Here is a 13,152-nt window from a genome sequence, read left to right as displayed (position 1 = left end):
GCCCGGTCCGACGATCGAGGGGGGCGGGACGCACCAGCGCCCGGCCCGCACGAGGCGGACCGGGCGCTCGGGTCGGATCAGACGCCCGCGGCGGCCTTCAGCGCGTCGACACGGTCGGTGCGCTCCCAGGTGAACTCGGGCAGCTCGCGCCCGAAGTGTCCGTACGCCGAGGTCTTCGCGAAGATCGGCCGGAGCAGGTCCAGGTCGCGGATGATCGCGGCCGGGCGCAGGTCGAAGACCTCGAGGACGGCCTTCTGGATCACGTCGACCGGGACGGTCTCGGTGCCGAAGGTGTCGATGTAGACACCGACCGGCTGGGCCTTGCCGATCGCGTAGGCGACCTGCGCCTCGCAGCGTCGCGCCAAACCGGCCGCGACCACGTTCTTGGCCACCCAGCGCATGGCGTACGCCGCGGAGCGGTCCACCTTCGACGGGTCCTTGCCGGAGAAGGCACCGCCACCGTGGCGGGCCATCCCGCCGTAGGTGTCGACGATGATCTTGCGACCGGTCAGGCCGGCGTCGCCCATCGGGCCGCCGACGACGAACTTGCCGGTCGGGTTCACCAGCAGGCGGTAGCCGTCGGAGGGGATGTCGAAGGTGGCGAGCACCGGGTCGACGACGTGCTCGCGGACCTCCGGGGCCAGCTTGCCCTCGAGGTCGATGCCGTCCTCGTGCTGGCTCGACACCACGATGGTGTCGACCCGGACGGGTCGCGCCTCGTCGTCGTACTCGATGGTGACCTGGGTCTTGCCGTCGGGACGGAGGTAGCCCAACAGCCCGTTCTTGCGCACCTCGGTCAGCTTCTCGGCGAGCCGCTGGGCGATGGTGATCGGCAACGGCATCAGCACATCGGTGTCGTCGCACGCGTAGCCGAACATCAGTCCCTGGTCACCGGCGCCCTGCCTGTCGAGGGCATCGGTGGACTTCTCGGCACGCTCCTCGTAGGCGTCGTCGACGCCTTGGGCGATGTCCGGCGACTGGGTGCCGAGCGCGATCTGCACGCCGCACGAGTTGCCGTCGAAGCCCTTGACCGACGAGTCGTAGCCGATCTCCAGGATCTTGTCGCGGACCAGCTGGGCGATGGGTGCGTAGGTCTTGGTGGTGACCTCCCCCGCGACCACGACGAGACCGGTGGTCAGCAGCGTCTCGCAGGCCACCCGGCTCGTGGGGTCCTCGGCGAGCAGCGCGTCGAGGACCGTGTCGCTGATCGCGTCGGCGATCTTGTCGGGGTGACCCTCGGTCACCGACTCGGAGGTGAAAAGGCGTCCGGTCAAGGTCTCTCCTACATCGTGGTCGCCGCGGGGCGGACGGACAGTCCGGACCACCCTAACCCGCCGTCTTGAACAGTGGACACGCGTCTCGCCGGATGCAACGACGAATCGGCCCGATCGGCTACGTCGAGCCGCTCAGAGGAGCGCGACGACGCGGTCCCAGATCACCTGGGCCAGTGCCGCCTTGGTGCCTCGCGGCACGGCGACCTGGCTGCCGTCGGCACCGAGCACGACGGCCTCGTTGTCGTTCTCCCCGAAGACCTTGCCGCCGCCGACGTCGTTGACCACGAGCAGGTCGCAGCCCTTGCGGGTCAGCTTCACCCGGGCATGGTCGAGAACGGTCCCGGCGGCGTCCCCGGTCTCCGCCGCGAACCCGACGACCACCAGGCCCTCGTGCGGACGGTGCTGCGCCAGTCCCGCGAGGATGTCGGGGTTCTGCACCAGCTCGAGCGGCCGCACCGAGCCGTCCTCTGCCTTCTTGATCTTCGCGCCCTCGACGTGGGTCGGCCGGAAGTCTGCGGGTGCGGCCGCCATCACCACCGCATCGGCGGCTGCGGCCGCAGCGAGCACCTGCTCCTGCATCTGCACGGTGGTATCGACGCGAACGACCTTGACCCCCGCCGGGTCGGGCAGCGCGGTGTTCGCCGCGACCAAGGTGACCTCGGCCCCGCGCGCGGCCGCCGTGCGGGCGAGGGCATAGCCCTGCAGGCCACTGGAGCGGTTGCCGATGAACCGGACCGGGTCGAGGTACTCGCGGGTGCCGCCTGCCGAGACGACCACGTGCCGACCGGCGAGGTCCTGGCTGTGCGCCGTCCCGCGCTCGAGCACGTCGACGGCGAGCGCGAAGATCTCGCCGGGGTCCGGCAGCCGGCCCTTGCCGGTGTCGGCGCCGGTCAGCCGGCCCTCGGCGGGCTCGATGACGACGCACCCGCGGCCACGGAGGGTCGCGACGTTCGCCTGCGTCGCGGCGTGCTCCCACATCTCGGTGTGCATCGCCGGGGCGAAGACGACCGGACAGCGCGCGGTCAGCAGCGTGTTGGTGAGCAGGTCGCCGGCCAGCCCGTGGGCCGCCTTGGCGAGCAGGTCGGCGGTGGCCGGGGCGACGACGACCAGGTCCGCGGTCTGGCCGATCCGCACGTGCGGCACGTCGTGGACGTGCTGCCAGACCTCGGTGGCGACCGGGCTTCCCGACAGCGCCGCCCAGGTCGGGGCGCCGACGAACTCCAGCGCGGCCGCGGTCGGCACCACGGTCACGTCGTACGCGCCGGGGCCGGCCTCCTTGAAGAGGCGGAGCAGCTCACAGGCCTTGTACGCCGCAATCCCGCCACTCACGCCGAGGACGACGTGCGGACGGGATCGCTGGGTCTGGTCGTTCACGTGCCCATTGTGGCCACAAGTCGGGCCGGCACGCACTGCCAGGGTGAGTCACCTCACCGCGGAGCGGCTCAGCTCACTCGGTGAACTCGGGCAGCGGGGCGGCCTCTGCGGCAGCCTTCTTGGCGGCCTCCTCGGCCGCGAGCTCCTCCGGGTCGACCTCCTCGCAGGTGAGCAGGTCCTCGTTGATCTCCCGCAGCGCGATCGACAGCGGCTTCTCCTGCACGTGGGTGTCCACGAGCGGGCCGACGTACTCCAGCAGGCCCTCGCCGAGCTGGGAGTAGTAGGCGTTGATCTGGCGTGCACGCTTGGCCCCGTAGAGCACCAGGCGGTACTTGGAGTCGGTCTTGGTCAACAGCTCGTCGATCGGGGGGTTGATGATCCCCTCGGCAGCGGGGTGGGTACCGGACACGCTCATCGAGCCTCACAGACGTCAGGGTGGTTTTGGGTGGTGCCGTGGGTTCCGGGCGCGCGCGAACAGGGCTGCGGCTCAGGAACGCATCAACTCTACCAACTCGGCGGCCGCATCGGGAATCGAGACGTTGACGACGGTGGCGTCGAACTCCGCCGCAGCGGCGAGCTCCTCGCGGGCGGTCTCCAGGCGGCGGGCGCGCTCGGCCGCATTCTCGGTGCCGCGCCCGACCAGTCGATGCACCAGCTCCTCCCAGCTGGGGGGCGCGAGGAAGACGAACCGCGCCTCCGGCATCCGCTCGCGGACCTGCCGGGCACCCTGCAGGTCGATCTCGAGCAGCGCCAGCCGGCCGGCGGCGAGCGCCTCCTCGACCGGGGTCCGCGGCGTTCCGTAGCGCGCGCGGCCGTGCACCACGGCCCACTCCAGCAGGGCGTCCTCGGCGACCAGCCGGTCGAACGCGGCCTCGGAGACGAAGTGGTAGTGCACCCCGTCGACCTCGCCGGGCCGGGCCGGCCGTGTCGTGGCCGAGATCGAGATCCAGACGTCGGGGTAGTGCTCACGCAACCAGGCCGCCACGGTGCCCTTGCCGACCGCCGTCGGGCCGGCGAGCACCGTCAGTCTGCTCAACGCCGTTCAGTTCTGGCTGAACTCGGCCACGAGGGCGGCGGTCTGCTTGGCCCCGAGCCCGCGCACCCGACGGCTCTCGGAGATGCCGAGCCGATCCATCACCTGCTTCGCGCGGACCTTGCCCAGTCCGGGCATCGCCTGGAGCAGTTCGCTGACCCGCATCTTGCCGATGACCTCGTTGCTCTGCCCGGCTGCGAGCACCTCTGCGATCGAAGCACCCGAGTGCTTGAGCCGGTTCTTCACCTCGGCCCGTTCCCGGCGCGACGCGGCGGCCTTGGCCAACGCTGCCTGGCGCTGTTCGGGGGTGAGCGGCGGCAGAGCCACTGGTGACCTACTTTCGACTGCGGTGTCCAACGGTCGTCGTACCGGCTCCGGGCCGGTTCCGGCGGGCTCACACTACATGCCCAGGTTGACCTTGCAGACGTCCCGTGCCTCCTGCTCGACCGTCCCTGCCGCATCGACCGTCGCCTGCGAGGAGAGCGCGTCCGCGGCCTGCGCGATCGACCTGCGCGCGGCCCGATCGAGCCCTGCCGGCGGCTTGCCGTCCACGTAGGCGCCGGGTGCCACACCGGCGCCGCGCAGGGCGTCGCGCAGCCCTTCGACGGCGGTGAGGAACACCTGCCAGTCGTCGGCGATGTCGTCGGGCGCCTTGGCCGCGAGGGCCTGCAGCATCGGAAGGTCACGGATCAGCGCGGTCGGCGAGCCCACGGCGAGCAGGTTCGCGAACGCCCGACGGTCGTGCCGGACGGCGGCGCAGTACGTCGCCACCGGGTCGTCGCCGGTGAAGAGGTGCACCGGGTTCCCGCAGCCGGTGGCGGTCAGTGCCACCAGGGTCACCAGCCCCGCGGCGCTCGCCGTACGCATCCTCACCCGAGCATGCCGCCCATCTCCTCGGCGGTACGACGGGCAGCGTCGGCCAGCGCCGTGCCGTCCGGGCCAGCCCGGAGGATCGCGCGGGAGCTCGACGCCAGCACCTGGTGCCGCACCGAGCCGAAGATCCGCCGAAGGTCGTCCACCGTCCCACCCTGCGCCCCGAAGCCTGGCACCAACAAGGGACCGTTGATGGCCAGGTCCTCCCCCCGATCGGCCGGATCGCCTCCGATCGTGGCGCCGACGACCGCACCGAAGGACCCCAGCCCGGGCTGGCCCGCATTGAGCCGGCGCAGCTCGGACAGGACATGGCCCGCGACGCTCGCCCCGTCGGCACCGCGCGCCCACTGCACCTCCGGCCCCTCCTTGTTGGAGGTCAGGGCGAGCACGAAGACCCCGGCCCCGTGCGTCCGGGCGGTGTCCAGCATCGGCGTCAGGCTGCCGAATCCGAGGTAGGGCGAGGCCGTGATCGCGTCCGCCGCGAGGGGCGAGCGCGGGTCGAGGTACGCGTCGGCGTACCCCTGCGCGGTGGAGCCGATGTCACCTCGCTTGACGTCGAGGACGACGACGGCGCCCGCCTCGCGGGACACCTCGAGCACCCGCTCGAGCACACCGATGCCACGCGAGCCGAAGCGCTCGAAGAAGGCTGACTGCGGCTTCACCGCGGCGACCACCGGAGCGAGTGCCTCGGCGGCGGCGAGCGCGAACCGCTCCAGACCGTCCACGGAGTCCGCAAGGCCCCACTCGGCCAGCAGCGAGGGGTGCGGGTCGATTCCCGCGCAGAGCGGCCCGCGGTCGTCCATGGCGGCGCGCAGCCTGTTCCCGAAGGTCACCGTGCTTCCCCTTCTGACGCCTGCAGCGTCTGGTTGATCCGGCTCGGCCACCATGGGCCGCCGTAGATGAAGGCGGTGTAGGCCTGCAGCAGGTCGGCCCCGTCGTCGAGTCGTTGCCGGGCGTCGTCGGGGGTACTGATGCCGCCGACCCCGATGAGGGTGAGGTCCGGGCCGACCCGGCCACGCAGCAGGCGCAGCACCTCACCGGCGCGTGCCCGCAGCGGCGCACCGGAGAGTCCGCCGCCGCCGGCCGCCTCCACCTGGGCGGCTGTGGACGCCAGGCCGGTCCGGGAGACCGTCGTGTTGGTGGCGACGATCCCGTCGAGGTCCAGGGCGACGGCCAGGTCCGCTACCGCGAGCACGTCGTCGTCGGAGAGGTCCGGCGCGATCTTGACGAGCAGCGGCACCCGGGTCGCGCGTTCGGCGGTGACCTGGTCCGCGCGCCGGCGTACCGCGGCGAGCAGCGGCTCGAGTCTCTCCACCGACTGGAGGTCCCGCAGTCCCGGCGTGTTCGGTGAGGACACGTTCACCACCAGGTAGTCGGCGTACGGCGCCAGCAGACCCGCGCTCTTCTCGTAGTCGCCCACCGCCTCCTCCTCGGGGACCACCTTCGTCTTGCCGATGTTGATGCCCAGCGGTACGTCGAGGCGGCGCAACTTTGCAGCGACATCGTGCCGAGGCGGCTCGGATGTGCGAGCGGAGCGTGCGGACAACCGACGCGCCACCGCCTCTGCGCCGTCGTTGTTGAACCCCATCCGGTTCACCACCGCGCGGTCGGTGGCCAGCCGGGCGAGCCTCGGCCGAGGGTTGCCCGGCTGGGGCTCGCCGGTGACGGTGCCGATCTCCACGAAGGCGAAGCCCAGCGCGGCCAGCGCATCGATGCCGACCCCGTTCTTGTCGAAGCCCGCGGCCAGGCCGAGCCTGCCTGGGAACGACAGCCCCATGGCCTGCAAAGTTGCGCCGCCTCGGCCCGTTCTCGCTGCAAGGTTGCGCCGCCTCGACGTCCAGGGGGCGGTCAGCGGGCGGGCGGCACGGATGGCGGCGAAGGCGAGCCGGTGAGCGGTCTCGGGGTCGGTGCGGGTCAGGACGTGGTCGAACAGCAGGCGGTAGGGGTCGGCTCGCGCGGCCCGGTCGATGCCCACCTCAGGCACCGGCCGCCGCCCACTCCTGGAGCGAGCGCACCCCTATGTCGCCGGCGATCATGGCCTCGATGCCCTGGACGGCGGCGGCAAGGCCCTGCACGGTGGTGATGCAGGGGATGTTCGCCATCACCGCGGCGGTGCGGATCTCGTAGCCGTCGACCCGCGGCGACCCCCCGCTGGTGGTGCCGTGCGGGGTGTTCACCACCAGGTCGATCCCGCCGTCGAGGATCAGCTGTACGGCGGTCGGCTCCCCGTCGGGCCCAGCACCCTCGAAGTGCTTGCGCACCAGGGTCGCGGGGATGCCGTTGCGGCGCAGCACCTCCGCGGTGCCCTGGGTGGCAAGCACCTCGAAGCCGAGGTCGTGCAGCCTCTTGATCGGGAAGATCATCGTCCGCTTGTCCCGGTTGGCCATCGAGCAGAACACCTTGCCCGTGGTCGGCAGCGATCCGTACGCCGCAGCCTGCGACTTCGCGAACGCCGTGCCGAAGACCGCGTCGAACCCCATCACCTCGCCGGTCGACTTCATCTCCGGACCGAGCACCGTGTCGACGGTCTGCCCGTCGGGGGTTCGGAACCTGTTGAAGGGCATCACCGCCTCCTTGACGGCGATCGGCGCGTCCGGCGACAGGTCCCCGCCGTCGCCGTCGGGGTCGAGCAGCCCTTCCGCGCGCAGGCTGGCGATCGTCTCGCCGAGCATCACCCGGGCGGCCGCCTTGGCCAGGGGCCGAGCGGTCGCCTTGGACACGAACGGCACTGTGCGGCTCGCGCGCGGGTTGGCCTCGAGCACGTAGAGCACGTCGGAGCCGAGCGCGAACTGGATGTTGATCAGCCCGCGCACCCCGATCCCCCGAGCGATCGCCGCGGTGGCCTCGCGGATGCGACGGATCTCCGAGGCACCGAGTGTGATCGGCGGCAGCGCGCACGAGGAGTCGCCGGAGTGGATGCCGGCCTCCTCGATGTGCTCCATCACGCCGCCGAGATAGAGGTCGGTGCCGTCGTACAGCGCGTCGACGTCGATCTCCACGGCGTCGTCGATGAACCGGTCCACCAGCACCGGACGGTCGGGGCTGATCTCCGTGGCCGCCTCGATGTAGTCGCGCAACGCTGCGTCGTCGTACACGATCTGCATGCCGCGCCCGCCCAGGACGTACGACGGCCGCACCAGCACGGGGTAGCCGATCTCGGCGGCGATCTCCTTGGCCTCGGTGAACGAGACGGCCATGCCGTGCTTCGGTGCCACCAGTCCGGCCTCGTGCAGCACCCTGCCGAAGGCGCCACGCTCCTCGGCCAGGTCGATCGCGGCCGGCGACGTGCCCACGATGGGTACGCCCGCCTCCTCGAGCCCGCGGGCAAGCCCCAGCGGCGTCTGGCCGCCGAGCTGGCAGATCACCCCTGCCAACGGCCCGGCCGCGCGCTCGGCGTGCACGACCTCCAGCACGTCCTCGAGGGTCAGCGGCTCGAAGTAGAGCCGGTCGGAGGTGTCGTAGTCGGTCGAGACGGTCTCGGGATTGCAGTTGACCATGATCGTCTCGTAGCCGGCCGCCCGCAGCGCCAACGACGCATGCACGCACGAGTAGTCGAACTCGATGCCCTGCCCGATCCGGTTCGGCCCGCTGCCGAGGATGATCACGGCCTCCTTGGTGCGCGGCTGGACCTCCGTCTCCTCGTCGTACGACGAGTAGTGGTACGGCGTGGCCGCGGCGAACTCGGCGGCGCAGGTGTCGACGGTCTTGTAGACCGGTCGGATGCCGAGCGCGTGCCGGACCCCGCGGACGACGTCCTCGCGCAGGTCCCGCATCCGGGCCAGCTGGGCGTCCGAGAACCCGTGCCGCTTGGCCCGACGCAGCAGCGCCGGGCTGAGCTCGGGAGCACCGATCACGTCCTGGGCGATCTCGTTGAGCAGGCAGAGCTGATCGACGAACCACGGGTCGATGCCGGTCGCGTCGTGCACCTCGGCCGGGGTGGCACCCGCCCGGATCGCATCCATCACGTCCCGCAGCCGGCCGTCGTGCGGGACCGCCGCGGCGTCCAGCAGCGCGGCCTTGTCGAGCGCTTCGTGCTTGTGGGACCAGTCGAAGGGCGCGGACCTGCTCTCGAGCGAGCGCAGCGCCTTCTGGAGCGCCTCGGTGAAGTTCCGGCCGATCGCCATCGCCTCGCCGACCGACTTCATGTGTGTGGTCAGCACGGGGTCCGCGCTCGGGAACTTCTCGAAGGCGAACCTCGGCACCTTGACCACGATGTAGTCCAGCGTCGGCTCGAAGCTCGCCGGCGTGCTGTGCCCGTCCTCACGGGTGGTGATGTCATTGGGGATCTCGTCGAGGGTGTAGCCGATCGCGACCTTGGCCGCGATCTTGGCGATCGGGAACCCGGTCGCCTTCGAGGCCAGCGCGCTGGACCGCGACACCCGGGGGTTCATCTCGATCACCACGATGCGACCGTCGTCGGGATTGACGGCGTACTGGATGTTGCAGCCGCCGGTGTCCACGCCGACGGCACGGATGATGCCCAATGACAGGTCACGCAGCTGCTGGTATTCGCGGTCGGTCAACGTCATCGCCGGCGCGACGGTGATCGAGTCGCCGGTGTGCACGCCCATCGGGTCGAGGTTCTCGATCGAGCACACGATCACCACGTTGTCCGCCGTATCGCGCATCACCTCGAGCTCGTACTCCTTCCAGCCGATGATCGACTCCTCGAGGAGCACCTCGGTCGTGGGGCTGGCGGCGAGACCAGCACCGGCGATCCGGCGAAGGTCGGACTCGTCGTAGGCCATCCCGGAGCCGGTGCCGCCCATGGTGAAGCTCGGTCGCACCACGCACGGGTAGCCGAGGTCCTCGACCGCAGCCAGGCAGTCCTCCATGGAGTGGCAGATCGCCGACCGGGCCACCTCGCCGCCGAGCTCCTCGACGATCCGCTTGAACGACTCGCGGTTCTCGCCTCGGTCGATCGCCTCGATGGAGGCGCCGATCAGCTCGACGCCGTACTTCTCCAGAACGCCGTTGGCGTCCAGGGCCATCGCGGTGTTCAGCGCGGTCTGGCCGCCCAGCGTCGCCAGCAGCGCGTCCGGGCGCTCCTTCTCGATGACCAGCTCGACGAACTCGGGCGTGATCGGCTCGATGTACGTCGCGTCGGCGAACTCGGGATCGGTCATGATCGTGGCGGGGTTGGAGTTGACCAGGATGACCCGCAGGCCCTCCTCGCGCAGGACCCGGCAGGCCTGGGTGCCGGAGTAGTCGAACTCGCAGGCCTGGCCGATGATGATCGGGCCGGACCCGATCACCATCACGCTCTGGATGTCGGTGCGCCTGGGCATCAGGACCCCTTCCGCTCGGTCATCAGCTGGCAGAACCGGTCGAACAGGTACGCCGCGTCGTGCGGACCGGCGGCCGCCTCCGGGTGGTACTGCACGGAGAACGAGAGCAGCTCGCCTGGTTCGCCGCCGGAGCTCGCCGGAGCCCGCAGCTCCAGGCCCTCGACCACGTCGTCGTTGAGGCACACGTGCGAGACCGTGGCCGCGCCGTACGGCGTCGGGACCGACTCATCGCGTCCGACGCCCTCGGGCCACTGCACCGCGAAACCGTGATTGTGGGCGGTGACCTCGACCTTGCCGGTGGTGCGATCCATCACCGGCTGGTTGATGCCGCGGTGCCCGTACTTGAGCTTGTAGGTGCCCAGGCCGAGCGCGCGGCCGAACAGCTGGTTGCCGAAGCAGATACCGAAGTAGGGCAGCCCGCGCTCGAGAGCGGCCTGTAGCAGCGCGACCTGCTGGGTGGTGGCCGCGGGGTCCCCGGGGCCGTTGCTGAAGAACAGCCCGTCGGGCTCCACGGCAAGCACGTCGTCGATGGTCGAGGTCGCCGGCAGCACGTGCACCTCGATGCCCCGCTCGGTCATCATCCGCGGGGTGTTGGCCTTGATGCCGAGGTCAACGGCAGCGACGGTGAAACGACGCTGCCCCTTGGCCGGCGCCACGTAGGAGGTTGCGGTCGACACCTCGGCCGACAGGTTGGCTCCGGCCATGCGGCCTGAGTCGCGGACGCGACCAAGCAGCGCCTCGGGGTCGGTCTCGGTGGTGGAGATGCCCACCCGCATCGCCCCGCGCTCGCGGAGGTGCCGGGTGAGGGCCCGGGTGTCGACGCCGCTGATCCCGACCACGCCCTGCTCGCGCAAGGCATCGTCCAGCGAGTGCTGCGAGCGCCAGTTGGACGGAACCCGTGCGGGGTCGCGGACGACGTACCCGCTGACCCAGATCCGCTGGGACTCCCGGTCGTCGTCGTTCATGCCGGTGTTGCCGATGTGCGGCGCGGTCATCACGACCACCTGGCGGTGGTACGACGGGTCGGTGAGCGTCTCCTGGTAGCCGGTCATCCCGGTGGAGAAAACTGCCTCGCCGAAGGTCTCGCCGGCGGCGCCGTACGCGTCGCCCTGGAAGGTGCGACCGTCCTCGAGGACCAGGATCGCGGCGGGACGAGCTGATGACTGCGCGGGGCTGCTGGTGGCACGACTGTGCACCTCGGGCCTCCTTCTCCGCCTCACAGGACGGTGGTTAAAGGATGTTCGAGCAGTGCCGACCCTACCAGCGCCCGCACGCCTCCCTGTCGGGCGTCCGAGGCATGTCGCCGGCCGGGGCTAGCCTCGCAGGCGTGCACCACCTCTCCCGGGAACAGGCCAGGCGGATCGCCCTCCGGGCCCAGCTGCTCGACGCGGACGCGTTCGCGGATCGGCCCCGCGACCTGCTGGCGACGGTGACACACCTGACCGCGCTCCCGGTGGAGCCGACCGCGGCCATCGCCCCCAGCTACGACCTGGTCTGCTGGTCCCGGCTGGGCTCGTCGTACCAGCCGTCCGACCTCGACGACCTGCTGGCCGACCGCGACGTCTACGACGACGGCAACGGCATCAGGCCGATGGCCGATCTGCGCCTCCACCTGGCCGACATGGCCGCGTGGCCCCCGTGGGCCGAAGCCCAGGACTGGCTCGAGGCCAATGAGCTCTTCCGCGACGAGGTCCTCGACATCCTCGAGGCCGACGGCCCGCTGCCGTCGAAGCTGGTCCATGCGACAGCGCAGCTGCCGTGGCGCTCATCGGGCTGGAACGCCGATCGCAACGTGCGGATGATGCTCGAGCTCCTGCTGGGCCAGGGTGTCGTCGCGGTGAACGGCCGCGAGGGGAACCAGAAGAAGTACGACCTCGCCGAGCGTGTCTACCCCGAGGGCGTCGTCGCCGTACCGACCGACGAGGCCGGCCCGGAGCGGGACGAGCGTCGTCTCCGGGCACTCGGCATCGCCCGCGCCACGGGCACGAGGATTCCCGGGGAGCCCATCCATGTCGGCGGGGCTGGAGAGCCCGCGATGGTCGAGGGCACCAAGGGACAGTGGCGGGTCGATCCCGCCCAGCTCGAGCGACCCTTCACCGGCCGTACGGCGCTGCTCTCGCCGTTCGATGCCGTCGTGCGGGACCGCAAGCGCATGGAGGACCTGTTCGACTTCGACTACGTGCTCGAGATGTACAAGCCGCAGGCCGCGCGGCGATGGGGCTACTTCGCGCTGCCGATCCTGTACGGCGACCGCCTGGTCGGAAAGCTGGACGCGACCGCCGACCGGAGGGTCGGTCGGCTGTTCGTCGACGCGGTGCACCAGGACGTCCCCTTCACCCGCGCCATGGACCGCGACGTGGACGCCGAGATCGAGGCCCTTGCCGACTGGCTCGGACTCACCGTGACGCGGCAGCGCTGACGAACTCGTCGATCGCGGCGAGCGTCTGCTGGTCGCCCTCGAGGTGGGGCAGGTGGGCTACGCCGTCGAGCTCGATGAGCCGGGCCGCACGCACGCTCTCGGCCACCCGGCGGGCGTTGGCGCGCACGTGTCGCAGGTCGTGTTCGCCGACCAGCACCAGTGTCGGCACGCCCACCTCGTCGAGCCGGTCCCAGGCGGCCGGCGGGTCGGCTTGGCCTCCCGGATCCGCGGCGGCCAGCGCGGCCGCATTCATCTCGAGGAACAGCCGGCGAGCCTCACCCTCGACGCGTCCCTCCGCCTGCAACGGACCGTCGAGCCACAAGTGCGCCTCGATGCGGTTGACCTCGTCGAGGTCACCTCGCTCCAGGGCCGCGTCTCCGGCCTCGTCGAGTGCCCGTGCGGCGTCATCGAGGTCGGTCGGGGCGGGCGCCCCACTGATCGCCGCACCGATCAGGACCAGGCCGCTGACCCGGTCGGGACGGCTCAGGGTGAGATCCAGGGCGGTCCGGCCACCCATCGACGCGCCGACGACGACGGCGCGGGCGGAGCCGAACCCGTCCAGCACCGCGAGCGCGTCGTCTACCGGCGACCAGCCCTCCTCGGGCTCGTACTCGGTTCTGCCGAAGCCGCGCGCATCGAAGGTGAGACACCGCGCGTGGGTGGACAGCCGGCCGATCAGGTGGCTCCAGGAGCGCTGGTCGGTGACGCCGGCGTGCACCAGGAGTACGTCGGGCTGCCCGGAGCCGTGCTCGCGGGCAGCGAGACGGGCACGTCCGTGGTTGACGATCATGCCTGCGAGCCCAGCACACGAGTCGGGGTGTCGCCAACCGGTTTAGCGGCCCGAGCCTCGAGAGCACCGCGCGCCCGGGACCCCCCGGGAACGCCGCTGGC

General features: G+C 71.1%; 12 protein-coding genes. 1 reads left to right on the top strand and 11 read right to left on the bottom strand.

Features of this window, described 5'->3' with window-relative positions:
- Window positions 1-77: 77 nt before the first annotated feature.
- The 10 genes from metK to carA all read right to left on the bottom strand — a co-directional run bounded on the left by metK (window position 78) and on the right by carA (window position 11,038).
- Window positions 78-1,274, bottom strand: a complete 1,197-nt coding sequence (gene metK / locus Q9R13_RS01670; RefSeq protein WP_310963306.1) for a methionine adenosyltransferase — start codon at window positions 1,272-1,274, stop codon at window positions 78-80.
- A gap of 132 nt (window positions 1,275-1,406) precedes the next feature.
- Window positions 1,407-2,648: a bifunctional phosphopantothenoylcysteine decarboxylase/phosphopantothenate--cysteine ligase CoaBC gene (gene coaBC, locus Q9R13_RS01665; protein ID WP_310963305.1), complete on the bottom strand. Its 1,242-nt coding sequence runs from the start codon at window positions 2,646-2,648 to the stop codon at window positions 1,407-1,409.
- A 73-nt stretch (window positions 2,649-2,721) separates the two neighbouring features.
- On the bottom strand, window positions 2,722-3,063 hold the full coding sequence (gene rpoZ, locus Q9R13_RS01660) for a DNA-directed RNA polymerase subunit omega (RefSeq protein WP_397218789.1): 342 nt from the start codon (window positions 3,061-3,063) through the stop codon (window positions 2,722-2,724).
- Window positions 3,064-3,135: 72 nt separating this feature from the next.
- Window positions 3,136-3,684, bottom strand: coding sequence for a guanylate kinase (gene gmk / locus Q9R13_RS01655; protein WP_310963304.1), 549 nt, complete (start codon window positions 3,682-3,684; stop codon window positions 3,136-3,138).
- 6 nt (window positions 3,685-3,690) lie between these two features.
- Window positions 3,691-4,008 (bottom strand): integration host factor, actinobacterial type, encoded by a 318-nt coding sequence (mihF, locus tag Q9R13_RS01650; protein WP_310963303.1) that lies wholly within the window; start codon window positions 4,006-4,008, stop codon window positions 3,691-3,693.
- 72 nt (window positions 4,009-4,080) lie between these two features.
- Entirely contained in the window at window positions 4,081-4,548 is a 468-nt protein-coding gene (locus Q9R13_RS01645) for a hypothetical protein (protein WP_310963302.1), read from the bottom strand.
- 2 nt (window positions 4,549-4,550) lie between these two features.
- Window positions 4,551-5,387, bottom strand: coding sequence for an orotidine-5'-phosphate decarboxylase (gene pyrF / locus Q9R13_RS01640; RefSeq protein ID WP_458295160.1), 837 nt, complete (start codon window positions 5,385-5,387; stop codon window positions 4,551-4,553).
- Window positions 5,384-6,538, bottom strand: coding sequence for a quinone-dependent dihydroorotate dehydrogenase (locus Q9R13_RS01635; RefSeq protein ID WP_310963300.1), 1,155 nt, complete (start codon window positions 6,536-6,538; stop codon window positions 5,384-5,386). The genes pyrF and Q9R13_RS01635 overlap by 4 nt, the downstream gene beginning before the upstream one ends.
- A complete protein-coding gene (carB, locus tag Q9R13_RS01630) occupies window positions 6,531-9,842 on the bottom strand; it encodes a carbamoyl-phosphate synthase large subunit (protein WP_310963299.1) in 3,312 nt (1,103 codons plus the stop codon). Before carB ends, Q9R13_RS01635 begins: the two co-directional genes overlap by 8 nt.
- On the bottom strand, window positions 9,842-11,038 hold the full coding sequence (gene carA / locus Q9R13_RS01625; protein WP_310963297.1) for a glutamine-hydrolyzing carbamoyl-phosphate synthase small subunit: 1,197 nt from the start codon (window positions 11,036-11,038) through the stop codon (window positions 9,842-9,844). The genes carB and carA overlap by 1 nt, the downstream gene beginning before the upstream one ends.
- A gap of 131 nt (window positions 11,039-11,169) precedes the next feature.
- Here carA and Q9R13_RS01620 point away from each other — a divergent pair, with 131 nt between their 5' ends.
- Entirely contained in the window at window positions 11,170-12,261 is a 1,092-nt protein-coding gene (locus tag Q9R13_RS01620; protein ID WP_310963296.1) for a DNA glycosylase AlkZ-like family protein, read from the top strand.
- Here Q9R13_RS01620 and Q9R13_RS01615 read toward each other — a convergent pair.
- Entirely contained in the window at window positions 12,239-13,051 is an 813-nt protein-coding gene (locus tag Q9R13_RS01615; RefSeq protein WP_310963295.1) for an alpha/beta fold hydrolase, read from the bottom strand. The two genes, Q9R13_RS01620 and Q9R13_RS01615, sit on opposite strands and share 23 nt — an antisense overlap.
- Between the last annotated feature and the right edge of the window lie 101 nt (window positions 13,052-13,152).

Source organism: Nocardioides marmorisolisilvae (genome assembly GCF_031656915.1).
In the GTDB taxonomy this organism is placed as follows: domain Bacteria; phylum Actinomycetota; class Actinomycetes; order Propionibacteriales; family Nocardioidaceae; genus Marmoricola; species Marmoricola terrisoli.
The sequence above is the reverse complement of the archived record's forward strand: the minus strand, read 5'-3'. Positions and strand labels throughout refer to the sequence as shown.